The sequence below is a fragment of the Paenibacillus sp. SEL1 genome, assembly GCF_054602535.1.
The window spans coordinates 2,459,206-2,484,347 of the sequence record NZ_CM137723.1 but is presented as its reverse complement, the minus strand read 5'-3'; the positions used below and the strand labels follow the sequence as shown (position 1 = coordinate 2,484,347).

At 47.8% G+C, this 25,142-nt stretch carries 21 protein-coding genes and 1 riboswitch; of the genes, 10 read left to right on the top strand and 11 right to left on the bottom strand.

The annotated features are described in order from the left end of the window. Positions 1 to 8: 8 nt before the first annotated feature. From ACYCSE_RS11380 to ACYCSE_RS11360, 5 genes are all read right to left on the bottom strand, one after another. Positions 9 to 1,166, bottom strand: coding sequence for an SMP-30/gluconolactonase/LRE family protein (locus ACYCSE_RS11380; protein ID WP_459702274.1), 1,158 nt, complete (start codon positions 1,164 to 1,166; stop codon positions 9 to 11). Between the two features lie 31 nt (positions 1,167 to 1,197). Further along, complete coding sequence (locus ACYCSE_RS11375) at positions 1,198 to 2,211, bottom strand: zinc-dependent alcohol dehydrogenase family protein (protein ID WP_452566048.1); 1,014 nt, start codon at positions 2,209 to 2,211, stop codon at positions 1,198 to 1,200. A 398-nt stretch (positions 2,212 to 2,609) separates the two neighbouring features. Next, positions 2,610 to 3,671 carry an EAL domain-containing protein gene (locus ACYCSE_RS11370; protein WP_459702273.1) on the bottom strand — a complete coding sequence of 354 codons (1,062 nt, stop codon included), beginning with the start codon at positions 3,669 to 3,671 and terminating at the stop codon, positions 2,610 to 2,612. Positions 3,672 to 3,946: 275 nt separating this feature from the next. Next, entirely contained in the window at positions 3,947 to 6,049 is a 2,103-nt protein-coding gene (locus tag ACYCSE_RS11365; RefSeq protein ID WP_459702272.1) for a bifunctional 2',3'-cyclic-nucleotide 2'-phosphodiesterase/3'-nucleotidase, read from the bottom strand. Between the two features lie 221 nt (positions 6,050 to 6,270). Then, complete coding sequence (locus ACYCSE_RS11360; RefSeq protein WP_061831133.1) at positions 6,271 to 6,705, bottom strand: pyridoxamine 5'-phosphate oxidase family protein; 435 nt, start codon at positions 6,703 to 6,705, stop codon at positions 6,271 to 6,273. A 270-nt stretch (positions 6,706 to 6,975) separates the two neighbouring features. Beyond that, a riboswitch (TPP riboswitch) is annotated at positions 6,976 to 7,085 on the top strand. A 192-nt stretch (positions 7,086 to 7,277) separates the two neighbouring features. On the opposite strand from ACYCSE_RS11360, the gene ACYCSE_RS11355 reads away from it, so the two are divergent. From ACYCSE_RS11355 to ACYCSE_RS11335, 5 genes are all read left to right on the top strand, one after another. Further along, entirely contained in the window at positions 7,278 to 8,321 is a 1,044-nt protein-coding gene (locus ACYCSE_RS11355; protein ID WP_069290921.1) for an ABC transporter substrate-binding protein, read from the top strand. Positions 8,322 to 8,824: 503 nt separating this feature from the next. Further along, entirely contained in the window at positions 8,825 to 9,118 is a 294-nt protein-coding gene (locus ACYCSE_RS11350) for an MTH1187 family thiamine-binding protein (RefSeq protein WP_016818835.1), read from the top strand. Continuing rightward, complete coding sequence (locus ACYCSE_RS11345) at positions 9,115 to 9,891, top strand: ABC transporter permease (protein ID WP_459702271.1); 777 nt, start codon at positions 9,115 to 9,117, stop codon at positions 9,889 to 9,891. Before ACYCSE_RS11350 ends, ACYCSE_RS11345 begins: the two co-directional genes overlap by 4 nt. 44 nt (positions 9,892 to 9,935) lie before the next feature. Beyond that, complete coding sequence (locus ACYCSE_RS11340) at positions 9,936 to 10,886, top strand: ABC transporter ATP-binding protein (protein WP_452566044.1); 951 nt, start codon at positions 9,936 to 9,938, stop codon at positions 10,884 to 10,886. Further along, complete coding sequence (locus ACYCSE_RS11335; protein WP_459702270.1) at positions 10,879 to 11,751, top strand: TatD family hydrolase; 873 nt, start codon at positions 10,879 to 10,881, stop codon at positions 11,749 to 11,751. The genes ACYCSE_RS11340 and ACYCSE_RS11335 overlap by 8 nt, the downstream gene beginning before the upstream one ends. 147 nt (positions 11,752 to 11,898) lie before the next feature. On the opposite strand, the gene nfsA is transcribed toward ACYCSE_RS11335, so the two are convergent. From nfsA to ACYCSE_RS11310, 5 genes are all read right to left on the bottom strand, one after another. Continuing rightward, on the bottom strand, positions 11,899 to 12,645 hold the full coding sequence (gene nfsA / locus ACYCSE_RS11330; RefSeq protein ID WP_250259692.1) for an oxygen-insensitive NADPH nitroreductase: 747 nt from the start codon (positions 12,643 to 12,645) through the stop codon (positions 11,899 to 11,901). 289 nt (positions 12,646 to 12,934) lie between these two features. Next, positions 12,935 to 15,391: a heavy metal translocating P-type ATPase gene (locus tag ACYCSE_RS11325; RefSeq protein WP_254326866.1), complete on the bottom strand. Its 2,457-nt coding sequence runs from the start codon at positions 15,389 to 15,391 to the stop codon at positions 12,935 to 12,937. A 113-nt stretch (positions 15,392 to 15,504) separates the two neighbouring features. Then, the gene (locus ACYCSE_RS11320) at positions 15,505 to 15,705 is read right to left on the bottom strand and encodes a copper ion binding protein (protein WP_013308457.1); all 201 of its coding nucleotides are present in this window, start codon (positions 15,703 to 15,705) and stop codon (positions 15,505 to 15,507) included. A 55-nt stretch (positions 15,706 to 15,760) separates the two neighbouring features. Next, a complete protein-coding gene (locus ACYCSE_RS11315) occupies positions 15,761 to 16,111 on the bottom strand; it encodes a metal-sensitive transcriptional regulator (RefSeq protein WP_013308456.1) in 351 nt (116 codons plus the stop codon). A gap of 116 nt (positions 16,112 to 16,227) precedes the next feature. Then, positions 16,228 to 17,457 (bottom strand): multidrug effflux MFS transporter, encoded by a 1,230-nt coding sequence (locus tag ACYCSE_RS11310; RefSeq protein ID WP_459702269.1) that lies wholly within the window; start codon positions 17,455 to 17,457, stop codon positions 16,228 to 16,230. Between the two features lie 202 nt (positions 17,458 to 17,659). Here ACYCSE_RS11310 and ACYCSE_RS11305 point away from each other — a divergent pair, with 202 nt between their 5' ends. The 5 genes from ACYCSE_RS11305 (at position 17,660) to ACYCSE_RS11285 (ending at position 24,625) form a co-directional block, all read left to right on the top strand. Further along, the gene (locus ACYCSE_RS11305) at positions 17,660 to 18,253 is read left to right on the top strand and encodes a DUF5317 domain-containing protein (protein WP_039270279.1); all 594 of its coding nucleotides are present in this window, start codon (positions 17,660 to 17,662) and stop codon (positions 18,251 to 18,253) included. 282 nt (positions 18,254 to 18,535) lie between these two features. Then, complete coding sequence (locus tag ACYCSE_RS11300; protein ID WP_459702268.1) at positions 18,536 to 20,386, top strand: bifunctional diguanylate cyclase/phosphohydrolase; 1,851 nt, start codon at positions 18,536 to 18,538, stop codon at positions 20,384 to 20,386. Between the two features lie 254 nt (positions 20,387 to 20,640). Next, positions 20,641 to 22,359: a copper resistance CopC/CopD family protein gene (locus ACYCSE_RS11295; RefSeq protein ID WP_459702267.1), complete on the top strand. Its 1,719-nt coding sequence runs from the start codon at positions 20,641 to 20,643 to the stop codon at positions 22,357 to 22,359. Positions 22,360 to 22,390: 31 nt separating this feature from the next. After that, positions 22,391 to 23,140, top strand: coding sequence for a YcnI family copper-binding membrane protein (locus tag ACYCSE_RS11290; protein ID WP_165178786.1), 750 nt, complete (start codon positions 22,391 to 22,393; stop codon positions 23,138 to 23,140). A gap of 237 nt (positions 23,141 to 23,377) precedes the next feature. After that, positions 23,378 to 24,625, top strand: coding sequence for a stalk domain-containing protein (locus ACYCSE_RS11285; protein ID WP_459702266.1), 1,248 nt, complete (start codon positions 23,378 to 23,380; stop codon positions 24,623 to 24,625). A 92-nt stretch (positions 24,626 to 24,717) separates the two neighbouring features. On the opposite strand, the gene ACYCSE_RS11280 is transcribed toward ACYCSE_RS11285, so the two are convergent. Further along, positions 24,718 to 25,101: a winged helix-turn-helix transcriptional regulator gene (locus tag ACYCSE_RS11280; RefSeq protein ID WP_023986690.1), complete on the bottom strand. Its 384-nt coding sequence runs from the start codon at positions 25,099 to 25,101 to the stop codon at positions 24,718 to 24,720. Positions 25,102 to 25,142 lie beyond the last annotated feature (41 nt).

Genomic DNA, 25,142 nt, shown 5'->3' with positions numbered 1-25,142 from the left:
CCCCAAGCTTATTTGGTTAAAAGCACGCGATGAACACCCTGGCTGCCTCCAGGAGCTGTACCTATATATAAATATCCGTCATGGTTTACAGCCGTGGTTACCCCATAAAGCGAGCCTTCAGGATCATGCCAGCTTCCGATGAGTTTACCCTGCGGGTTAAGCTCCACAGCAAGCCCATGCTTCACAGGTGCGCTTGCACCGCTGAGCAGCGATTGTGGCAATTTGGCCATCATTCCAGCCAGCCACGGGCTTCCATGCATCTGATCTACAAAGGGAATACGTGTTGTGAAGAGACCGACCCAGAAATGGCCTTGATCATCACGCGTAATGTTATCCGGAAAACCGGCAAGATTATCCACAAAAATATCCGAAGTCCCCTTCTTCGGCCCTTTGAGCCAGTATCGGGTCAATTGGTAGTGATACGACTCTGCCACAAGCACAAAATCTTCGTCCGCAGACAAGGCAACCCCGTTCGCAAAATAAAGGCCTTCCAACAGAACTGTCGTCTGCTTGGTCACCGGATCATATTTCAGCAAACGTCCATGTGGCTTGTTCTCGGCGATTTCTTTGAAGACTACACTGCCATAATTGGAGGTGTCAGAAAAATAAATGGTACCATCTTTGGCAATATCCAGCTCGTTGGCCAAATAGATCGGTGTGCCGTCGACTTGATTGGCCAACACCGTCACTTTTCCGGAAGGATCTACCGACAGCAACCCCTTCTTAACATCCGTAACGATCAAATTTCCACTTGCATCAAACATAAGTCCATTGGGCGTTCCTTGGGTATCTGCATATAGCTGGGCCTTTTGCGGATTGCCCTTAGTATCAAAGGCAACCTTATAAATTTTCCCGTCGGAGTCTCCCGTATATAAATTTCCTACCTTGTCAAAGGTGATAAATTCCGGAAACTTAGGGGCATCTGTAACAAGCTCTGCGGAGCTGAGTTTGTTGTTTTGTTGCCATGGACCCGCTTGTTCAAATGAGGGGGCCGAAGGTGCAAACCATTTTGCAGGCTGGACAGGGGAAGGGATGAGCATAAAAATAACCACTCCCAGAAGGACTACCGCCAGCAGCGATACTCCGGTTCTGCGTACCCATTTACGCGGTTTCTTATTCTTTCTTCCTTGAGAATCTTTGACAGATAAATCAGCTTTACTGGGCATTAGATTGCCTCCTATGTGATGTGAATAATATTTATATTTGAACGACGATTTTACCGAAATACTGTTTTCCTTCAGCCAAAAGTGCGAAGGCTTCGCCGATTCGGCTGAGCGGGAATACCCGGTCAATGACAGGATGTAAACGATGGCGGGAAATGGCACGATTCATATTTTCGAAATGTTCCCGGTTACCGACTTGGCTGCCGCGAATCGTCGCAGCCTTCTGCAAAATGCTGGTGACATCGAACTCAGGAATAGTCAAGCCCGATAAGAAGCCGACCATGTTCACAGTCCCTCCGGTACGAAGTGCATTGATGGATTGCGCCATTGTTGCCGCTCCCCCTACATCCAGGACATGGTCGACTCCGCCGTCTGTCAGCTCCAGAGCCACCTTATCCCACTCGGGAACTTCCGAATAGTTGATTGTCTTCCATGCGCCGAGATCCTTTGCCCGTTCCAGCTTGTCATTGCTGCTCGATGTGATAATTACCCTTGCTCCCGCCATCAGAGAGAATTGAAGCCCAAAGATGGAAACACCGCCTGTTCCTTGCAAGAGCACCGTATCCCCCGCTCGCAGCCCGCCGGATTCCATCAGCATGCTCCATGCGGTTAATGCTGCAATCGGCAAGGTGGAAGCCTCCTCCCAAGAAAGGTGATCCGGAATGGCGACGACCCCTTCTTCATGCAGAACGATATATTCAGACGCCACTCCACTGAGCGGGCCTCCCAGACTGTCCTTTAAGACCTCCGCTCTCGTGCTCCCGCCAATGAATTTCTGTTGTAAATTTGCCGCTACCCTTTGTCCAATCTGAAATTTTGTCACCCCTTCGCCCACAGCTACAATTTCACCCGCTCCATCAGATAACGGAATGAAGGGAAATTGAATGCCGATCGGCATTACTCCGTTAATAATCACCAAATCCCGGTAATTCAGAGACGCTGCCCTTATGCGGATCAGAACTTCCAGCCGTCCTGGCACCGGTATGTCAAGTTCCGTCAAGGTTAACTCTTCAAAGCCAAAACCATTTTTCAGTTGCACTGCTTTCATTTTGGTTGTCCTCCCTGTAATGTTAAACTTTTTACCTAGTATGGATACAATGTATTACGTAAGAAACACTGTTTCCTATGTAATACACTGTATCCAATTGTCTTCAAAACGTCAATCTTTACTTTAAAAATAAAAACGGTCGTAAACTGCTCCAGGCTTTTAACGTTCCTTACCAAGTAAAATTGGAGACTGGGTGGCTTCGCTTGTCCAGAACTTGCTCAGGTGGGCAAGCATGACCAAAAAACGCGAGTTGCAAAGGTGAGATAACCTCTGCAACTCGCGTTTTTTTACATTAATGGTGATATAAGCACTGACCAATAGAATTGGAATTTGCTTATGCCACAGCCTTATTTAAGCTCCAACTTTTATAAACTACGTCTACTTAAATTTGTTCCTGACTATATTACGCTACTAAGTATAAAATTAGAGGGCGGACCGGGTTCCGGCTTGCCAAACAAATAACCCTGAGCCAGTGATACACCTGCTTCACGGCAAAATTCAAAATCCTTCATCTGCTCTACGCCTTCAGCCAACACTTGGCCTCCAAAACGAAAAGCCGATTCTACAATCCCTGTAATTTGCCGCTTCTGATCACTGTTACTATGACAGCCGTCAATTATACTGCGGTCAATTTTAACATAATCCGGCTGAAGGCAATTCATAAGCTCTGTCGTAGAATAACCTGCCCCCACATCGTCCAGGGCTACCGAAACTCCTCGATTGCGATATTGATCAAAGATATGATGCAAAAAATTAAGGTCGTCTATTTCTTCCGTTTCTACGACCTCAAATACAAAATCCTTCGTATTCATGGATAAGTGATCAATCGTCTCAAAGGTGTGATTCAAGCAATAAGCCGGATTATAAATGGTCGAAGGGAGAAAGTTAATAAAACGTTTAATTCCCGCCGGAAGGCATGTTGCACTTTTTTCAATAGCGGAAATACGAGCCGAGCGATCCAGATGAGCATGCAAACCAGCTTCACGGGCGATTTCAAACAGTCGTAACGGCTGAAATGGTCTCTCCGCATGTGACGGACGCAGTAAAAACTCAAACCCGATAATATCCAACTTATGGTCAACAATAGGCTGCATATGGCTGGAAAAACTTTGATCCTTAATGATATTCACGATATCCGGATGTTGCAGTCTGGCTTGCAATTGACTAAATAAAAGCCAGTCCTCATATCCTTCGACATGATGCAAGCCGGTCACCACAATTTGCATATGGTTCAAGTATTCCTGCGGCAGACGAGCCAGTCCGTTAACCAGCTGTTCCAGCTCTGAACGGCTGTCATAGCGAAACTCTATGCCACCCTCACGCTCATGTTCCTGCTTCATTTGTTCCGATAGCATACCCAAACCATCTAATGCTGGAGTAAGCGACACCCTGGAATGCCTAATTCTGAGAAATCCTTGATCCTTAATAGGTAATATGATGCTGCAATTGCTGCATGTCATAATGGTCCTCCTCGGAACAATTTTCCGGTTTTTTCACCATTATATCACAAATAACTAGAACAAAAGTACTATATAACTACGTGTTTTTACAAAAAACTAGCTTATTCTTACCGACAACTTAGGACTTAAGTATATATTCGACAAAAACAGAAAACTTTTTGCATTCATGATAAATTCGGGGGCTGTTGTTTTTGGCATTAAAAAAAACAGCAAATCTCTTGGTTAAAGAGACTTGCTGCTTCACTCTGATATTGATTGAAAACTAAAGTTCGAAGTTATTTGGACGCCTTTGGCTTCGTTGTTTTAGCTGGTTTAACAGTCGCGGGTTTGGTCGTTTTAACAGCTGGCTTTGCTGTTGCTTTCGCGGGAGCCACAGCTTCCTTTACAGGAGTCGTTGCTGCACTAGGCTTAGCGCCAGCTTTTAAGCTGTATTTGGCAAAGCCATCTGCCGCGCTGCTCAAGTATGAAATTTGTTGATTTCCTGCCAGCACGTCTTTGGCATCAGGAGAGGACTCGAAAGTAACCTTTGCCTGACCAAAAGGAGCAATAGACCAGTTGCCATCCGCCGATGGATTAATCGTTCCGTTCGTACGGATATAGTCAACAATGACCTGGCGACTTTCATCCGGTGCTGCCATCACAATTCGTTTGCCATCTGGGTTGGCCAGTTTGGATGAGGAAGCACGATAGTTATTGGTGGCTACGATAAATTTCTGCGCAGGATCAATAGCTTTTCCATTGTATTGCAGATCCTTGATACGATGAGCTGAAGAATCAATAATAGTTCCCTTGGCATCATATCGTGCAGGCTGAGTTACATCAATCTGGTAATTCACACCGTCAATGACATCAAAATTGTAGGTTGGGAAATCTTTGTTGATCAGCGATTGCTCCTCAGTTTGCTTTGGATCAATGCGGTTGAACTGACCTGCAGACCACTCCAGCCATTCCTGAATTTCAGCACCGGTCACTTCTACAGCATGAACCGTGTTCGGATACACATACAGGTCGGATACGTTTTTAATCGCTACCGTACCTTCAGGAATATTGGTGTAATACTCGGCTCCGTTTCGACCGCCGGCCTTGAATGGAGCGCCTGCCGACAATACGGGAAGTTTTTCGTATTCAGTTCCTTTAAGATGGTTTTGAACATACCATTTCTGTGCATTTGTTACAATTTGAATGGAAGGGTCGTCCTGCACTAATGCAAAATAGCTGGTAATTGGCGCAGTCGTTGTTCCGACAGGTTGACGAATATAATCCAGCGTTCCTTTATGCTCTTCCTTGATCGAATCTGTCAGTTTGTAGTCAGGAGTAAACTGCACAGCCTGGTTTGTGGTACTCACAACCGGACGCACTTCAGACTGAGAATTCGTTACGTGCCACTCATCTTTTTTCTTTTCCAGGCTCAGGTCAATAATTCCCAGATCCTTGCCCCATGAAGAAGCTTCCACGGCCGGCACGCCATTAATGGTTCCCTTATCCAGATCTACGCCGCTCATTTCTTTAAAATCAGGGCCAGGGAAAGATTTATGAGCATGCCCAAACAGAATCGCGTTAATTCCGTCCACCTGGCTCAAATATTTAACGGCATTCTCCATCATTGGCGTTTGTGGCACATCCTCATAACCTGTATGCGCAAGCACGACAATAATGTCAGCACCTTCCGTTTTCATTTGAGGAATAAACTTTTTCGCCGTTTCCACAATATCCTTCGTAACGACCTTATCCTTTAAATTGGCTGCATCCCACTGCATAATTTGAGGTGTGACCAAGCCGAGGACACCCACTCTGAGCGCATGCTCTTCACCTTTCTCATCCGTTACCGTTTTATCAAGAATTTGATAAGGGGTAAAATAATTTTTAGTAGCTTGCCCCCCCTTATCAACATAAACATTCGCATTTACGTAAGGGAAATCGGCTCCCTTGAGCGATTTTTCCAGAAAATCGAGACCATAGTTGAATTCGTGGTTGCCCACTGTCGCCGCATCATAGCCCATCAAGTTCATCATCTTGTAGACTGGATGGACACCGCCTTCTTTTTCATAGGTTTTGTTTCTGGCCATATAATCGCCTAATGGATTGCCCTGTAACAAATCACCGTTATCGAACAGCATGCTGTTTCTTGTTTCACTGCGCGCCTGTTGGATCAAACCAGCTGTGCTAATCAAGCCATATTCGTTGGTTTCTTTGTCTGAATAGTAATCATAGTTCATCAGCGACGCATGAATATCCGTTGTTTCCATGATCCGCAAATTCACCGTAGCGCTATCGCGAGAATCGCTAGCTGCCCAGGATGGAGCGGCCGAAAACACCAGCATGCTACAAGCTACAACTATTGCTGTAAACCCTTTAAACCAATTTTTACGAAATAACAAAATATACCCCTCCTCATTAAGGTGTATGCCTCATATACATACTTTTGCACATATATGTAAGCCTTGAACCCACCATTTCTATTTTAATCCAACGCCAGACAAAAGAGTAGTCATTCACTTAAATTATTTATGAAAAAATAATTAATTCTCTCAAAAATAAAAAAACCAGCAAACCTCCTAAAAAACTCGGAGATTCACTGGTTTATCCATTTATATTCTCATTATTTATTCCACACTTGGCGCTCCGTTTGCTGACCCACATACTCAATGCGAGTCGGATTCACGTCCAGAATGACATAATCGGGATCATCCGGTCCGGAAAACCATTCCTTCAAGGAATCGTTCCACACTTGTTTGCGCAGCCCTTCATCAGCTGTAATCTGGACAGTAGCCTCCACTTCTACGACTTCCTTTGTACCGCCAACTTCATAACCCAGCAGCAGATAAGCATTCGGATTATCCTTTAGCTCATCCACTTTATGCGTTTTGCGATCTGTCGCCAGATGAATGTTCATTCCATCGTTAAAAAGGGCCATATAGCGTACTTTCGGTTTGCCACCCTCTACCGTACCTAACGAGCAAAATTTGTTGTTATCCAAAGCCTTCACAATGGCTTGTTCTAGTTGGCTACGATCCAATGTTTCCGTTTTACCCACAGTACAACAACTCCTTTTCACGAATTAGAATCCTCTACGGCCATGCCATTGGGCACCAGTCCATCTGAATATACCTACGCAGCTGTTCTGAAAATAACATGACCCGATCGAATCGGATTGATGCATGCTCATTTTCAGATCAAAGCTCACAGTAAAAGTGTACCCTGTCGTTCGGCAAATGAACCGTCATCTCTTCCTCCATGCTGGACAGACCCGCATTCAAGGCATATAATCTTCGTAGTAAACCCGAATAAATGAACCCATTAAACCATACAATGCCAGGGGTGCTGGAATCGGCCGGCTGAGAGTGTGTCCCAAGACACTGACCCTTACAACCTGATCTGGGTAATGCCAGCGTAGGAATGCTTAAGCAAGATGTGCCTTTTTTACATAGGACCATCCCTTACTTTGGTATATACAAGCGCAAGCGTCCCGGAACCTCGGGGCGCTTTTTTTGTTGAAGATTAAGTTGTTGGAAAGATCGCGTCCGGCAGATGTTATTTTTATGAAAATGGGGAACATAAGCTGTCTGATTGGACGGATAACGGGTAATTAAAGGAGAGAACACAACGATGAAGCGCATGAAAATGTTAAGCCTGGGACTGATCAGTCTGTGGCTCATGGCCTTGACCCTGACCGCTTGCGGTGGAAGTCCCTCCACATCCCAAGAAGCGGCTCCCGCTACCAACACTCAAACGTCTACTCCGGCAAAGGAGCTCAAAGATGTTAAAGTCGTGCTCGACTGGACACCCAATACGAATCATACGGGACTCTATGTTGCCAAGGACAAAGGATTTTACGAAAAAGCGGGTTTGAATGTCCAAATTATTCAACCTGGTTCAGGCGGAGCCGATCAAATGGTTGCCTCTAATGCTGCACCTTTTGGTATCAGCTACCAAGAAGGCGTCACACAGGCTCGTACGCAAGGCGTGCCGCTTGTATCCATCGCTGCGGTGATTCAGCATAATACCTCAGGCTTCGCAGCCCCAGTAGATCGCGGAATTAAGAGCCCCAAAGATTTTGAAGGTAAAAAATACGGCGGTTGGGGCTCTCCCGTAGAAGAAGCGGTCATGAAATCCATCATGGATTCAGACAAAGGCGATGTGAGCAAAGTGAAGATCGTCAACATGGGTAATGCAGACTATTTTACAGCCGTGAAGCGGGATATCGACTTTGCCTGGATTTTCTACGCATGGACTGGAATCGAAGCCCAGCTTCGAGGTGAGCCATTGGATATGCTGTATGTAAAAGATTATTCCAAAAGCCTCGATTACTATACACCTGTAATTGTGAGCAACGAACAGACAATAAAAAATGATCCAGAACTGGTAAAAGCGTTCATGAACGCTACCGCACAAGGCTATGAATACACTATCGCCCATCCAGAAGAAGCCGCGGACATCTTAAGCAAAGCTGTACCGGAGCTGGATAAAAAACTGGTACTTGCCAGCCAAAAATGGCTGAGCCCGCGTTATCAGGACGATGCCGCGCAATGGGGTGTGCAAAAAGCGGAGGTATGGCAAAACTATTCGGACTGGATGTACGAACGCAAGCTGCTCAGCAAGCCTTTGGAAGTGGATAAAGCCTTCACAAACGACTTCTTGCCCAAGCGTTGATCATTTGTTAAAACGCTAAATAAGACTGAACTAGAGAAGTGAACGAAGTTCCACTACGCAGTCGGATGGTGCTTCCCATCGCTGTTGTACCCAGATTTCTTTTATGAATATCCAGAGGTTGAAATCTGGGTACAAAGGCGAACGCTAACGCTTGTACAGCACCATTCCGCCCACTTCGTTCTCGTTCCACTTGGTTTATTCTTTAGTCTCATAGTGTCTAAGCGCAAAAGCAGGTGCGCTTATGTGAGAAAAATACAAAATACCGTACAACCTAGCTTAAAAACTAAGGTGCTTTTTAAGGCGGTTGGCAGCGTAGCGGTTCATTTGAATCTGGAGAAGCGCAGCGTTCGCCTTTGCCGTTGGATTCTTACCTTTTAAAATTTATTCAAAGAATCCCACGGCAACAGCGATCGTAAGATCAAATGAAACGCGAAGCGGTCTCCCCGCCTTAAACCACCCTATTTTCTCAAAACAACTCCACAATAAAGGACAGGTGAATTTTCATGGCTAACACACTGCTCAGTATTCAAGTAATCCCTAAAACTCCTAATAACGAGGACTCTTACCCGTATGTAGATAAGGCGATTGAGGTCATTCAGCGCTCCGGCGTCAAACATCAGGTGAATCCATTGGATACGACCATGGAGGGCGAGCTCGACGAGTTGCTGAAAGTGGTTAAAGAAATGCACGAGGCTTTGACGGAAGCGGGCAGTCCCAGCGTCATTTCACAGATCAAAATCGCACATAACCCACAAGGCATCAGCATGAACAAGCTGACCGAGAAATATCGCCCATGAATCCGAAAGGCAAGAACGCATCCTGGTGGAAAAGCGTATGGCCGCCCCTTGTGGCGGTCCTCTTCTTTTTAACGGCCTGGCAGGGGGCGGTTTCCTATTTACATATTGAATCCTGGCTACTGCCAGCTCCATCTCTAATCGTACAAGAGGGCATGGGGCAATCGGCGTTGCTTGGCACCCATACATGGGCTACGATTCGTCTGACACTTGCGGGATTCGCAATAGGGACAGCAACGGGACTGTTGATCGCCATCGTTCTTCATACGATTCCTTTTCTCAAATCCGCCCTGTATCCGCTGCTTATCCTGAGCCAAAACATTCCGATCATCGCCCTCGGTCCGTTGCTCATGGTGTGGTTTGGTTTTGGCGTGCTGCCCAAGCTCATGGTCATTACCTTAGTATGCTTTTTTCCCGTCGCTGTAGCGGCCATGGACGGGCTGACTCGAACAGACCGTACGATGATGAACTATATGCGGATGTCGGGTGCAAGCCGCATGTCTATTTTTATGAAGCTGGAGCTGCCACATTCCCTGCCGCAAGTCTTTTCTGGCGTTAAAATTGCTGCTACCTACAGTGTGATGGGCGCGATCATTGCCGAGTGGATCGGAGCTAGTGAAGGAATTGGATATTATATGCTGCTGCAAAAATCGGCCTATCGCACGGACCTCATTTTTGCTGCCATCGGCATTATTGTCGCACTCAGCTTACTCATGTTTGTGGTTATTTTACTACTTGAGAAATGGTTGGTTCGCTGGAAACCCGATCGAGAGTAGCTTCCTCCTTGAAGTAAATACAGCAAAGAAAGGACGTGGCGCGTATGAGTCTGCATCCGATTGACTTATCATCACACAACGTGGCTAATGAACAACGAGCCGGGGAACAACAGAGTCCTTCAACTGCTCCTCCTGCTTTGGAATTGGACGGGATCAGCCTTGCCTTCCGCGAAAAGCGAAGCTTACTGCCCGTACTGCAGGATGTATCCCTCACAGTCAAGCCAGGAGAATTCGTTTCCCTCATCGGTCCGTCAGGCAGCGGCAAAAGCACGCTGTTTCACATCATCGGCGGGCTACTCAAACCCCAGCAGGGATGTATCCGTATGCACGGACGGGACATGACTGGTGAACGTGGTCATATCAGCTATATGCCGCAGCAGCCCGCCCTTTTTCCGTGGCGTACCACGCTGGACAACGTACTGCTTGGGCAGGAAAATGCTCCACGTAAAACTACAGCAGTCCCCCCTCAGTACGCAAGTGAACGCGAGCGTCGCAAAGAAGCCTTGCAATGGCTCGAACAGGTTGGACTTGGTAAATTCGCCAAGGCGTATCCACATACGCTGTCTGGTGGAATGCAACAGCGCGCAGCCTTTCTACGAGCACTACTCAGCCCGCAGGAATTAATGCTGCTGGATGAGCCGTTCAGCGCACTCGATGCGCTGACACGTGCAGATATGCAGCAATGGTTATTACGCATGTGGGAGAAGAACCGCCGTTCTGTGCTGTTTATTACCCACAGCATTGAAGAAGCACTGCTGCTCTCCGACCGCATCTATGTGCTGTCGGCGCGACCTGCTTCGGTGGTGCATGTCGTAGATGTCCCTTTTCCCCGCCCGCGTAGGGAAGAAATCACCCTCGATCCGCTCTTTATTGAATGGAAGCGGACCATGACCAGCTGGATGCGCGAGGAAAAGTACAAACTGGACGGCGACATGGACAATGCTCAGAGCGTCCACAAGAATATCCCGGAAGATGGATTGAATCGACATGAGTGACGTAAAAGTTCGATGTGCATTGAAATGGAACAGCCAAACAAAGCCAGGCTTGGATTTGACCGCAATTGAGCCCGCTCCATTGATCGACGCGCATATTCATGTAGACAGCTACCCGCCTGAACAACAGGAGTTATTGCTCGCTTCACTTGCCGATAGCAGCGTCCAAGCCGTGATAGCCGTGTCGATGCATCTGGGCTCCAGCCGAGCCAATCTACGGTTAGCCAAGCGTTACCCCGAGCTGGTACGACCAGCCTTTGGCTTTCATCCCGAACAGGCTCTTCCACCGCAAGCTGAGCTTGACCTCTTGTTCGACTGGATGGACGAACATGTACAGCAGATGATCGCCGTGGGTGAAGTCGGCTTGCCCTATTACAATCGGCTGGAAGCCTCACAGAGCGGTTCACCTTTTGACCTCGCTCCCTACATAGCGCTGCTGGAGCGTTTTATCCAGTTTGCAAGCAAGCATAACAAGCCCATTGTCCTGCACGCCGTTTATGAGGACGCAGATATCGCCTGTGACCTTCTGGAACGTCACAGCGTCACGCAGGCGCATTTTCACTGGTTTAAAGGCTCTGCCGCCACAACCAAACGTATGGCGCGGAACGGCTATTATGTCTCCTTCACACCGGATCTCCTGTACGAAGAAGAGATCCGCAGTTTGGCAAGACAGTATCCGTCTGATCAGATCATGGCAGAGACAGACGGTCCCTGGCGGTTCGAGGGGCCTTTTACCGGACAACAGACACATCCACGGATGACTGCCGACGTCACTCGCGCGTATAGTAAGCTGACCCATCAAGATGAATCTGCCGTCCGTCAATTATTTTATGAAAATACGAGACGCTTTTACTCACTATCTGATTGATAAAGGATACCAGCTATTTACTCACTGGAAGGTTTACAACCACAACATGCAACCAAAGCAAAGAACCTCCTTATTTACGCGGGACTTCATCATGCGTAAATAAGGAGGTTCTTGTATTTTGCAGAGTTTTTTGTCGCTACTCAGCTTTTATTGCTTTAAGAAACCCTTCTGTTCCAAAAATGGCTTTAACTGCAAACGTGCTGGCTCGGTCAGTCTCGCGGCCATTTGCTCAGACCATGGCGTAGAGCGTTGACCGCCCGTACGTTCCTTCAAATATTCGGCTGATGTGTGGTCGTATACCTCTACAGCTTTCATCGTCTGATTTTTGTCGTAGCCGTTCATATGCAAAACACCGGACAGTGGAAGACGTGGGCGCAAGCCCGTTTCCTGATCCGGTACACCAATACACATACCGAATACTGGATACACCAGCTCTGGCAACCCTAACAACTCAGATACCTCTGCTATTTTAGTACGAATACCGCCGATGTAGACGATGCCCAGGCCCAGTGATTCAGCGGCTACCGCTGCATTTTGTGCAGCTAACGCGGCATCAATGGTCGCAACCGTATAGTTTTCGACGGACCCTTCGTAGGAAGGCTGGCCTGGCTGGTGGTGAATCGTCACCTGCTTCAAACGGTACAAATCTGCGCACCATACCAGAAACGCGGGGCATTGCTCAACGTAAGCCTGCCCTCCTGCCAACTCGGCCAGTTTTGTTTTTAAAGAAGGATCGGTAACGGCAATAACGGTATATGCCTGCACATTACTGGACGAGGATGCCATTTGGCCAGCTGCCACAATAGCTGCGAGCTGCTCGTCGGTAACGGCGGCGTCTGACTTGAACTTTCGCACAGACCGGTGATTCATCAACAAGGAAATCGTATCATTCATGACTGCTTCACTCCTAATCCATAATTTAAGCTCTTTATCTACTTCTAGCTGTGAGTATACGAAGAAGTTCTTGCATGCTTGCATGGCACTCCTACAAATATTATGAAACTTTCGCGAATGATAAGCAACCTGACGTGATGAGGGTTAACAGTATGGTTTAAAAAAACAAACGCAACAAAAAGCAAGCACGCAGAAAACCAATTGTGCGTACTTGCTCTATACTCTGATAATAACTTTATCTCGCTACAGATGTCCGGCAGCACGCTATCCTGCTGGTGCATCCATACATTTACAGCTTCACCCGTTGGAGACGCAGTGCATTTAGCACAACCGAAACAGAGCTAAATGCCATGGCTGCTCCCGCCAACCATGGAGCAAGGAAGCCCAAAGCGGCAATCGGAATACCGATCACGTTATAACCGAGCGCCCAAAACAGATTTTGCCGTATGTTTGTCATCGTCCGGCGGCTCATTTCGATCGCGTCAGGAATGCTGTTCAGGTTGCCGCGCATGAGGGTAATATCCGCCGCCTCCATGGCCACATCCGTTCCCGTGCCCATCGCCATCCCAATATTAGCAGTAGCCAGCGCAGGCGCATCGTTAATACCATCCCCAACCATAGCTACGATCATGCCTTGTTCCTGAAGCCGTTTCACTTCCTCAGCCTTTCCTTCAGGCAGCACCTCCGCCAGCACTCGTTCAATTCCGGCCTCGGCGGCAACAGCCCGCGCAGTCCGTTCATTGTCACCCGTAATCATGATGACTTCAATGTTCATCGCCCGCAGACGGGCAACGGCCTCCCGTGACGTTTCTTTAATCGTGTCCGCTACGGCCACCAGTCCGGCATAGGAACCGTCCACAGCGACCAGCATCGCGGTTTTCCCTGCGTTTTCCAGCTCATTCATATACTGCTCGGCTGAGTCATCTATTGCGATGCCTTCCCTGCTCATCAATCGGCGTGTACCCGCCAATACCTGCTTACCTTCCACATGCGCCTTCACACCATAACCCGGAATATTTTCAAAATCTGTCGGTCCTACCAGCTCAATTCCTCGATCTGCAATCCCCTTTACAATGGCTTCCGCCAGCGGATGCTCCGAGCTTTTTTCTGCTGCACCGAGCAACCGCAGCAAATCGTTTTCAGCCAAGCCGCTTGCACCAACCATAACATCTGTCAGCTCTGGCTTGCCGTTCGTAACTGTTCCTGTCTTATCCAATACCACTGCGTTGACTGAACGGGTCATTTCCAAATGCTCGCCACCCTTGAACAAAATACCGTATTCAGCGGCACGTCCCGATCCTGCCATAATGGACGTTGGAGTAGCCAAGCCGAGCGCACAAGGACAAGCTATGACGAGAACTGCAATCATTTTCTCCAGTGAGCCTGCAAAATCAGTCGGCGTCACAAGGAAAAACCAGACGATAAAGGCTAACACAGCAATAGCAACAACAATGGGGACAAAAATACCGGAAATCTGATCCGCAATCCGCTGAATCGGGGCCTTAGAGTTTTGTGCATCTTCCACGACCTTAATAATACGGGACAACGCCGTATCACCACCCACACGCTCCGCCTGAATACGTAGTACCCCATTTTTATTAAGCGTCGCCCCTGTAACTGCGGAACCTGCTTCTTTTTCAACCGGAAGACTCTCACCACTTAACATGGATTCGTCCACTGCGGAACGTCCGTCCACGACCACACCATCGACAGGAATTTTCTCGCCGGGTCGTACAATAAAGATATCCTTCACACGTACCTGTTCGATCGGTATATCAAGCTCTTGTCCATCACGTACTACACGTGCCGTCGTCGCCTGTAGGCTCATCAGGCTCTTGATCGCCTCGGACGAACGCCCTTTGGCTACCGCCTCGAACCATTTACCCACTAAAATAAGCGTAATTAGCACTGCACTTGTCTCGTAATACAGCTCTGGCATGGTCATGACAGGCATTCCCGCCATCCCCTCCATGACATCAGACGGACGCAGCGTAAGGTACAAGCTGTAAAAATAAGCCGCAGACGTGCCCAGTGCAACTAACACATCCATATTCGAACTCCCGTTGCGAAGCGCTTTGTACGCGCCCACATAAAACTGCCAACCAATGACGAACTGAATCGGCGTTGTCAGCACTAGTTGGAACCATGGATTCAAGAACAGTTCCGGCACATAAATCCATGACGTAAAGGAAAAATGAGCCACCATCGCCCACAACAACGGAAACGACAGCACTGCGGACACAATCCACTTCCATTTTTTACGATGGATATCCTTACTGCGCACATCCGCGATATTGTCCTCAGCGCTCTGCGGGATCGCTCCGTAGCCTAGCTGTTCAATCTTGCTCACCAGATCACCAACCGCAATACTCCCCGCGGCATATTCCACATGAGCTGTTTCCATCGCCAAGTTTACCGTGGCACCTGTTACACCAGGCATCCGATTCAATCCCTTTTCAATCCGGGTTGCACAGGCCGCACAAGTCATGCCCGTCACATTCAGATTGGCTTCTTCACTTACAGTTCCAAACCCAAGAGAAGCAATTTTATCGCGAAACTCAGGGATCTCCACCTGCTTGGGATCATAGGATATCGACGCCTGCTCCAAAGCCAAATTCACATTAGCCTGTGCCACACCATCTATTCGATTTAAACCTTTCTCAATACGGCTTGCGCAAGCGGCACAGGACATCCCCGTAATGTGAAGCGTTGTCTGCTTGTCACCGTCGGTCGCACGGTTTTCCATGATAACCCTCCTCCTATACCCCAGTGGGGTATATCATATCCAAAAAGAAAAAGCTTCTAATATGGAAGCTTCTCCTTCGAAACAAGTCTGTTCACACATAAAACATCTTCAGCTTAAACAACATCATAGCCTTGGTCTTCAATGGCTGTTTTCAGAGCTTCAACGTTCAGCTTGGACTCGTCATATTCTACATTCACTTGTTTCGTTTCGAGGCTGACCTTGCCGGTAGCGCCAACTTTCTCCAAAGCCCCTTCTACTGCCTTCACGCAATGATTGCAGCTCATGCCTTCTACGTTCAATGTAACTTGTGCCATTTTCTTTTCCTCCTCAGGGATACTTCCGTACCCATAATGTGTATGAATACTACTCTTAACGGATTAGCTTTTTGACCGTAACCAGCAGCTCGTCAATCACTTCCTGCTCTCCTGCCTGCATACGCTCAATGACACAGCTTTTCATATGCCCTTCCAACAGCAGCTTACCGACACCATTCAGCGCGGACTGGACAGCCGCAATCTGGTTCAGTACATCGTCACAGTAGGTATCCTTCTCAATCAAGCCCTTAATTCCGCGAACCTGACCTTCAATACGGTTCAACCGGGATACGAGGCTGTTCTTGAACTCTGCCGAATGATGACTTTTTCTAACTGTCTTTTCCCCGTCTGTTCCACAGTGATTCTCATGGACTTCAGTGTGGGAAACAGGTTGCTCCTCAGCCATACATCAGCCTCCTGTGTGGTGTATATATGCATTTATGCATTTGTTATATCCTTATCATAATATACCCCCATGGGGTATGTCAACCTTCCAGAAAAATGTCACTTTTCTGCCCTATTTTATACTTTTGAGCGTGCTTCCTTAGCAAGTACGACAAAGCTTAATAGCGCGCCAATCTCGGCTATAGCTATAACGACCGCCATCGGTACGGGGGTTGTTCCACTCCCCAAGCCTACTAGCGGTGAAGCAATGGAACCCAGCAATAGAGGCAACAAACCAAGCATGGCGGACGCACTGCCTGCGGAGCGCTGCTGACTCTGCATTGCCAATGAAGTCGTCGTTGTACTTACAATCCCTACGCAGGAAACGACAAAAAACAGAGGAACTAAAACAGCAAACAATTGGCCTCCGGTAAAGGCTACAGTAAGCAAGCTGATTCCGGCTACAGCCGCAATTATCAGACCCGACAAGAGTAACTGTCGTTCGCTGAAGCGACCCACGAGTCTACCCGTCAACTGCGAAAACAGTACAATCCCCAAACCATTCACTGCAAAAATGATGCTATACGTCTGAGGGGAAACCCCGAAAATGTCCTGAAGCACGAATGGTGAGCCAGCGATATACGCGAACATCGCTCCTGTAATCAGCGCCTGTGAGAGGGCATAGCCCATAAAGCGTCGATCGGCAAACAGATGACCGAGTGTTCCCAGCGTCTGCTTCAAGCCACCGGACGAGCGGCGGTTAGTTGGCAACGTTTCTGGCAAACCCAATACGACGGCAATCAGCATAGCCATGCCGACTACACAAAGCACCATGAATACACCACGCCAGGAAACAAAGTTCAATATGACACCGCCCAGTACTGGTGCAGCAATGGGGGCCACGCCGTTCACCAGCATGAGCAGTGAGAAAAAGCGTGTCAACTCTTTGCCCGAGTAAAGATCACGGGCTACAGCTCTGGAAATCACGATCCCCGCCGACCCCGTAAGCCCTTGAATAAAGCGAAGCCCAATGAGCATACCGATATTCGGCGCAAACACGCATAACAGCGAAGCAGCAGCGTACAGAATGAGCGAGATCACCAGCGGTCCTCTGCGACCCCTTACGTCGCTAAGCGGACCAGCAACGATCTGGCCAACGGCCAGTCCCAACAGACAGGCGGTCAAACTAAGCTGCGCCAGCGAAGTGGTCGTATGCAAATTGTCGGCTAATGTAGGCAGCGACGGCAAATACATATCTATGGACAACGGCCCGAAAGCACTCAATGCACCCAGGACAAAGGCGATCCATAATATTCGCGATTTGGTCATATCTGCGGCAACCATAACAGTATTGGATAACCGGTTCATAATAATAATCATCCTTTTCACAAAAATATAAATAATTACTTCAATACATCATGATATCACTCATTTCGTCTGGCTTCGAATAATTACACGCTAATCCGCAATTTTTTTTCAAAACTGCTATATATCAGGCAGGAATTTACCAATTTCAGGTCGAATTATACGATAACCAAAACAAAAAATTTGTGGAATCTGGAGAATGATAATGGTCTATGATGGAGTGCTACTGGGTCTCATTGTAGGTCTGTTCAGAGGAGGCTGGCGGCAAGGTCTGATCCGTTTCAGTCAAATTCGCCTTATAGCCGGCTGGATGTTCCCTGTGCTGCTGCTGGTACAATTCATTATTTTTTATGCCCAGGAAAAGTGGGCTTGGCTGGCAGCCATTAACGGGTATCTATTTATGGGAGTCTACGTGGTTGGATTGATATTTCTCTGGTTGAACAGACATCACAAGGGATTCAAGCTTATTATAATCGGCGTATTGATGAATTTTATCGTTATGGCGGTGAATGGCGGCAGGATGCCGGTCTCGTTGAGCGCTTCGGAGGTGCTGGGTCCCTATTATACAGATATGCTTAAATCCGGAAGTGTCATCTCGAAACATTACATGATGGATGCGAGCACGCGTCTATCATTGCTTGGTGACATTATTCCTCTCTCCAAGCCCTATCCCCGCACGCAGGTAATTAGTATTGGAGATGTGGTCATGAACTTCGGGATGTTCCTGTTTATCCAAAGCATTATGGTCGTGAAGAGAACTAAGGATAAGCAGCAAGAAACCAATCCCCACCACGCCTAGTGCGCACCTTATTCCAAGGAAGGGAGGGAACCCTATGAAAAGCTTGAAATACTCCCGTGTGATTATCAATGCTATTATCGTGGCTTCTGTCATCATTGCTTTGACTTCCGGTTACAAAATCGGGGGCTAGTCACCGATAAGAAAAAAAGGAAGCACAGGCTCAACAAAACAGGCTGGATTCCGGCCTGTTTTTTCATGTGAAATTTCCGATTACAAAATTGTAAATTATCCCATTCACCCCTGGTAGCTTTGACATCAAGATACGACAAGGCAGGAGAAGAAATGATGAGTATAATAAAAAAGCTGCAAGAACGGGTTACCACGACGGGAATATACGTGTTTTGCATATGTATGGTAGGCATGATCGTCCTCTTGTATACGAACGAATGGTCCTTTTTGCACTATACGACAACAGAGTGGGTCACGATCTATTCCCTGTTGGGAGCCGTTCTGATTCTGGAGCATTTTACATTCCAGCTACCACCGGCCAGTAACAAACAGTCCATGGATTCCTCCGTGTATCTGGCTTGTATTTTTGTGCATGGCACCGAAATTGCTATTCTAATTTTGCTGTTAAATGTAATCATCGCTATGTTCCGGCACACAGAGTTGTCCTGGTGGAAACATACCGTCAATTTTTCCATTTACGCCCTTTCCATTTCCCTGTCTTCAACAGTATTTGAACTAAGCGGCGGAACGCAGGGGGCTTTAAACCAAGATCATTTCGCTTCCTACCTGCTGGCGTTGATTTGCTACTTTGCGGTGAACACCATCACACTGGGCATCTACTTTTATATCGCATACAAAGGGTCCTTCAATGAGCTTAAACAGGCTTTTTTGGCTGAATCTCTGCTCGTATACTTATGTACACTCATTCTGTCTTTGGTATTGACTACACTGATTTATGACAATGGCATTTTAGGACTTTTGCTGTTCCTTGGGCTAAGTATGCTCCTGTCTCACGCATTCAAGCAAATGTTCACACTGTATCGGGAAATCGAAGAAAAAGCGAACATGGATCGCAGAACAGGGCTATACAATCACAGCTACTTTGAAAATACACTTGAGGCTGAATTAAATATATCCAGATCCGAGAATACTCCTCTCAGTCTGGCTCTGATTGATATAGATGATTTCAAAAAATACAATGATCATTTCGGTCACCTCAAAGGCGATCAGCTACTGGGATTTCTCGGTGAATTTCTTAAAAAGGAGACCTCCGGCACCCACATCACCGTATCCCGCTATGGTGGAGAAGAATTCACTCTGCTGATGCCCGATCATACCGCTGAACAAGCATACGAAATAGTTAATGCTATTCGAAAAAGATTGAATGATTCTCGTTACGAGGGTGTTGAAATTTTTCCGCACGGCTGTCTGTCCTTCTCCGCAGGCATTGCACAAAGTCGCATTGACATCTACGACAAATCACAGCTGGTCGATCTGGCGGATAAAGCCCTGTACTACGCCAAGAAACAGGGAAAAAACATCGTTCATACGCACGGAAGTTTAAATGAAGTGGAGCACGAGGTCGATCTGGGGCAGGATATTCGTGATCTTGAACAGCAGCTTAATTTGTTCTTGTACAAGGATATTAACACTTTCAAGCATTCCAAACGGGTATTCAGATATGCAGCAGACATGAGCGATGTGCTTCAGCTCGGACCAGAGGATAAGCGGCGCCTCATACTAGGTGCCCTCATTCATGACATTGGTAAACTGGAGATTCCCTGGAATATCCTCAATAAAAAAGAGAAGCTGTCTGGTGAGGAATGGCAGATGGTGCAAGCGCATGTCATGTGGGGCAAACGAATTGTCGAAGCCAACGAACGATTCATAGATTTGGTTCCTTTTGTGGAGCTGCATCATGAACGTTATGACGGAGGAGGCTATCCGTTTGGCTTTAAGGGCGAGCAAATTCCACGTTTATGTCGGATGCTGACGATCATCGACTCTTTTGATGCGATGACAACTGAGCGCCCCTATCAACCCACCAAAACGTTCGAGGAGGCCATTGAAGAACTACATGCTTGCTCGGGTAGCCAATTCGATCCCGAACTAACGGCTATTTTTATCCATTATATTCAACATAAGCAACCTGCTTTCACGGATTTCATGGAAACAGGGCTCTAATTTCTTCATAGGTTCTTCTTCTTTGCCCCTAGCGTGGTTGAAATCGTCCTGAATTCAACCACGCTAGGGGTTTTCATATGATTGGCATTTTGCATAGTGCTTATTATTTCAAATTTCATATAAATGTCATAATTCGCTCCATCTATTCACGCTATATGCACTATGATTAAGATAGGAATGGGTTTGTCCGTATAAAATGTTACAAATGGGGATATCCTCGCTTCAAGTAATCGAGAGAAGGTGACTTCACAGGCATGTTGTACCTGTCCAGACCAGCCCGTGTGGCTTGTCTTTTATTGCTGTGTCTCCCCCTTCTAATCCTGTTTCCTCACTCTTCGTTGGCTCATGCATTTATCATTGAATCCAGTCCGACCGAAAATCAGGTTTTGGACAAGTCGCCTTCTCAGGTGACCATCACCTTCAATGAAGATTTGCAATCTGCCTTCATGTCGATCAAAGTGACCGACGAAACAGGCAAGCGGGTCGACACAGGAAAAGCACAGCTCAACCCGAATCACAAAGCCACCATGGAAATCCAATTGATTCCAGAGGTGAAAAATGGCATTTACTCCGTCAATTGGAGAGCTTTATCCGCAGACGGACATCCGGTTAATGGAGTCATTCCATTTCAAGTAGGTAGCGGTTCCAATGCGCCTACTCATCAAGCTATCGCACCTGAAAGCTCAGGGACATCACGAATCGACTTAATCGCTGTCCGTTGGTTTCTTTACATAGGACTATCGCTGCTTTTTGGAGCGATTTGTTTCCGGCTGTTCATCTTACCGAGCATAAGCCAAGACAAGAATCGAAGTGAACAGCATCAGCAAAATCAGCGGCCCTTTGACACATTGCCCCGCTGGACTAAGCTGCTATGGAGCGGCTACGGCATAACGTCTGCCGCCATTCTGATCAGCCTGCCACTTCAGGCTTCATGGGATGCCGGGGTTTCCATCAGGGAGGGCTTCTCACTCCCGATTCTGGGAGAAGCTCTCCAGTTTACTGGAGCCGGGCAAATTTGGTTTATCCAGATGATTCTCGTGCTGCTCCTAAGCGTAACGCTGATTTACGCGCTGGATTACAGCATTTCGGATCGCCAGCGCCGTCTTTGGGGCTACAGCTCAGCTCTCCTAACGCTATGCCTCATGCTGTCCAAAGCCTTTGTCGGTCATCCGGCAGCGGCTACCCACCCAGCTCCGGCCATTGCGGCGGACTTTGTCCATCTCGCAGCAGCAGCTTTTTGGATCGGCTCACTTGCCGTCATGGTCGTGTGCCTGCCTGTTGCCGGAGCGGAGTTGCCCGTATCCGAGCGGGCAACTCTGCGGCAAGCCGCCCTGCGCCGCTTTGCCGGCTGGGGCATTGCTATGGTGGCAGCGCTACTTGCCACCGGTATATATGGAGCCGTGCTGTACATTCCGGCTCCCTCCATGCTGCTGAACACGTCCTATGGACTCGTTCTGCTCGGCAAGGCAGCGCTGCTGCTAGTCATGCTGGCCTTTGCGGCCAGCCAGTTCCGCAGCGCAAGGCAAGCGGCGCCCAGCAAGCAAGCCGCCCGGGGATTGCGTGCCGAGGTGTCCGTCGGCCTGCTCGTGATGCTGTTGACTGCGGTGCTCACTCACCTGTCACCCGGCCAGGCACCTGCTGTTCCGTTTGAGGAGACTCGCACTACGGGCGGATACAACGTTACGCTGTCAGTCAGTCCCAATGCAGTGGGCAGTAATGAATTCAAGGTATCCGTTCAGGATAGCAAAGGTGCTGCCGTTTCGGGAATCCAGCAGGTTACATTAACGCTCACTCCAGCAGACCCTGACCAAGATCAACAGGAATTTGTTCTGCCCGTAAAGCAGCAACAGCCATTCCACAGTCAGGAATTGATGACCTCCGAAGGAACATGGGCGGTAAAAGTACATGCTCTGACGGCATCACTCGATGCGGTTGATGCTGATTTCACCCTGCATGTAGGCGGTAAAAAATAATTATTTTATGTTTAAAAGGAGCGAATTGATTATGAATACAACGATTCAAACAGCAAAATCCAGATTTTCCAGGTTTGCGACCTCTATGGGTCTAATTGCGGCGGGTGCCTTACTTTTTGCAGGTATGGCCAGTGCACATGTGACAGTCAAGCCTTCTGTTTCACAACCTAATGCGTGGGAAACGTACACATTGAAAGTACCCGTGGAAAAAAACATTCCAACCACCAAAGTCGCCTTGAAAATTCCGAAAGAGGTCGTTTTCAAACAATACGAGCCTGTACCGGATTGGAAAGTAGCCACCGAAAAAGACAGCTCTGGCAAAGTAACCACCGTGACCTGGACGACTGAAAAAGACGGCATTCAAGCGGGTCAGTATCAGCGTTTCAGCTTTGTAGCGCAAAATGCAGACCAAAATACCGCAGCACCCTGGGACGCCTTCCAATATTACAGTGACGGAAGTATCGTGGAATGGACAGGTGACGAAGGAAGTAATAATCCACATTCCATTACTGAAATCACGGCGGATGCCACGTCAGCAACTCCTGCCCCTGCCGCAGACAGCGGACACGATTCAGCGGGCACGGCAGCAGGCCATACGAGCACAGATGCGGCTAAAGATAGCAGCAGCCCCGCACCTGCTTCGAACAATGCTGTAGAAGCTACACCTGCCGCTTCTGCTCCAGCCAGCTCTGCTGCACAAACGACAGCACTCGTCCTCTCGATCATTGCAGTCGTTCTTGGTGCCGCAGCTGTCGGCATTGCACTCAAGCGCCGCAAGTAATCTGGGTTACGGATAAAGGTTAAGACCGTTTTAAAAAGAAAAGCTGACACCTATTAAAAGGGGTCAGCTTTTTTGGTATGAAAGAAAACGATAATATTCAGCTTAAATACATACTTAGATTCATCTCATCCTATTATTTCACATTCACCTTTCTATCATTTTTTTGGTAAAATAGGTAGAACCCTCACGATTCTAACATGATAGCATTGCAATCTATTGAGCATAGGAGATCATAGGATGAAAATCGTAAATAAGGCTCTGTTATCTAGTGCTATTTTTCTGAGTACCACAGTCGGTATCTATAGCCCCTTGGCACAAGCCGAGGCCAGCAAGATCAGCATTATGCTGGACGGATATCCATTACCGTTCCCCGTACAACCTGCCATGATGAACGGCACGACCATGGTTCCCTTTCGCGCTATTTCTGAGGCGCTTGGCATTACAGTGAAATGGGATCAAGCCAGCCAAAGCATCACCGCTACCAAAGCGCAAGGCTCTGCTACCAAGCAGGTGGTTCTAAAGATGGGTAGCCGCAATGCCACAGTGGACGGACAAACGGTTCAACTAACAGCCGCTCCGCAAACCGTGCACGGTAGCACCATGATTCCGCTGGGCTTTTTCGGGCAGCAGTTTGGAGCCACGGTGAACTGGAACCAGGGAACACGGACGGTCTCCATTACATCGCCACGTGAAGCTATGTATACAGTAGGCTTCTATGCGCTGTCTTCCTTTGACCAAAAATCCAAAATACCGGATTTTAACGCAGTTGCCTTCGGCTGGAGTCGAATTGATACGAACGGACAATTTACGACAAACGGCAAGGAATACAAATGGCCTCAAGCCGCTGGAACCGTAACGCCGGAGTCCATTGTGCAGGAGGCAGACAGCCAGGGGACTTCCCCTTACCTGATGGTCTATTCCGGAGATGGCAATCACGAGCTGACCAAGATTTTGGAAAATGCGCAGCTTCAAGAACAGACCATTTCCCAAATCGTCAGCACCGCCACCGACAAACAATTTAAAGGCATTACGCTAGACCTGGAAGGATTGGGCTGGAGCGGCGATAAAGCCAAAGCGCGTTCAGACTACAACGCCTTTATTAAAAAGCTATCGGCCAAAGCGCATCAGGCTGGACTCAAGCTCACCGTCGTTCTGCATCCGCTGAACAGCTCTTACTCTGGCTATGACTACAAAACGCTGGGCAATCTGGCGGACGATCTGATCATCATGGCCTATGATTACGGACAGAAGGCTACGCCTGAGCCTTTGGAAAAAGTGGATGAAGCCATACAACTGGCCTTGAAGGAAACCTCGCGGGACAAGCTCATTTTGGGGATTTCGATGGGTAGCGAAAAAGACAGCACCGTTAACGCCAAGATCGGTTTAGCCAAACGTTATGACCTCAAAGGAATCGCTATATGGCGCTTGGGCATCATTGGAGAAACAGCCTGGGCACAGATGAACGAAGCCATCGAGTTTAAATAAGTGTACATTTTATCTCCCTGACCTTATTCCGCCCGCTAATGATTTCTTATGCGTCTTCTATGAAATCATTTGGCGGGCTTTCTTCATTCCCTTTAACAAAAGTGCTTGCCTGATTTGGAAGTTGTCGTCACAGGCTCGCAACCCTGTTCTCCATAGAAGATCCCCCAGTCTCTCATAAAATCCAGCAACGGCCTTAACGTATCTCCTAACGGGGTAAGCGAGTATTCCACACGCGGTGGGTTCTCATTATAAATTTCACGGTGCACAATGCCATCTCTCTCCAATTCGCGCAACTGCAAGGTTAGCATCCGCTGTGTAATATTAGGCAAGGTCCGTCGAATTTCGTTATAGCGCCGCGGTCCTGTGGTCAAATGATACAAGATGACTCCCTTCCATTTGCCGCCTATAACCCCGACGGTTTTCGCTACCGGACATCCAAAATTAACGCTAACTGCATGTTCCATCTCCTGTGCCATGTATACCCCTTCTTTCTGTAGAATGTGTAAACCAATAGCCC

Coding starts and splice junctions, on each gene's coding strand:
- ACYCSE_RS11380 (WP_459702274.1), bottom strand. CDS start 1,166: ATGCCCAGTAAAGCTGATTTATCTGTCAAAGATTCTCAAGGAAGAAAG.
- ACYCSE_RS11375 (WP_452566048.1), bottom strand. CDS start 2,211: ATGAAAGCAGTGCAACTGAAAAATGGTTTTGGCTTTGAAGAGTTAACC.
- ACYCSE_RS11370 (WP_459702273.1), bottom strand. CDS start 3,671: ATGACATGCAGCAATTGCAGCATCATATTACCTATTAAGGATCAAGGA.
- ACYCSE_RS11355 (WP_069290921.1), top strand. CDS start 7,278: ATGAAGCGCATGAAAATGTTAAGCCTGGGACTGATCAGTCTGTGGCTC.
- ACYCSE_RS11350 (WP_016818835.1), top strand. CDS start 8,825: ATGGCTAACACACTGCTCAGTATTCAAGTAATCCCTAAAACTCCTAAT.
- ACYCSE_RS11345 (WP_459702271.1), top strand. CDS start 9,115: ATGAATCCGAAAGGCAAGAACGCATCCTGGTGGAAAAGCGTATGGCCG.
- ACYCSE_RS11340 (WP_452566044.1), top strand. CDS start 9,936: ATGAGTCTGCATCCGATTGACTTATCATCACACAACGTGGCTAATGAA.
- ACYCSE_RS11335 (WP_459702270.1), top strand. CDS start 10,879: ATGAGTGACGTAAAAGTTCGATGTGCATTGAAATGGAACAGCCAAACA.
- nfsA (WP_250259692.1), bottom strand. CDS start 12,645: ATGAATGATACGATTTCCTTGTTGATGAATCACCGGTCTGTGCGAAAG.
- ACYCSE_RS11325 (WP_254326866.1), bottom strand. CDS start 15,391: ATGGAAAACCGTGCGACCGACGGTGACAAGCAGACAACGCTTCACATT.
- ACYCSE_RS11320 (WP_013308457.1), bottom strand. CDS start 15,705: ATGGCACAAGTTACATTGAACGTAGAAGGCATGAGCTGCAATCATTGC.
- ACYCSE_RS11315 (WP_013308456.1), bottom strand. CDS start 16,111: ATGGCTGAGGAGCAACCTGTTTCCCACACTGAAGTCCATGAGAATCAC.
- ACYCSE_RS11310 (WP_459702269.1), bottom strand. CDS start 17,457: ATGAACCGGTTATCCAATACTGTTATGGTTGCCGCAGATATGACCAAA.
- ACYCSE_RS11305 (WP_039270279.1), top strand. CDS start 17,660: ATGGTCTATGATGGAGTGCTACTGGGTCTCATTGTAGGTCTGTTCAGA.
- ACYCSE_RS11300 (WP_459702268.1), top strand. CDS start 18,536: ATGATGAGTATAATAAAAAAGCTGCAAGAACGGGTTACCACGACGGGA.
- ACYCSE_RS11295 (WP_459702267.1), top strand. CDS start 20,641: ATGTTGTACCTGTCCAGACCAGCCCGTGTGGCTTGTCTTTTATTGCTG.
- ACYCSE_RS11290 (WP_165178786.1), top strand. CDS start 22,391: ATGAATACAACGATTCAAACAGCAAAATCCAGATTTTCCAGGTTTGCG.
- ACYCSE_RS11285 (WP_459702266.1), top strand. CDS start 23,378: ATGAAAATCGTAAATAAGGCTCTGTTATCTAGTGCTATTTTTCTGAGT.
- ACYCSE_RS11280 (WP_023986690.1), bottom strand. CDS start 25,101: ATGGCACAGGAGATGGAACATGCAGTTAGCGTTAATTTTGGATGTCCG.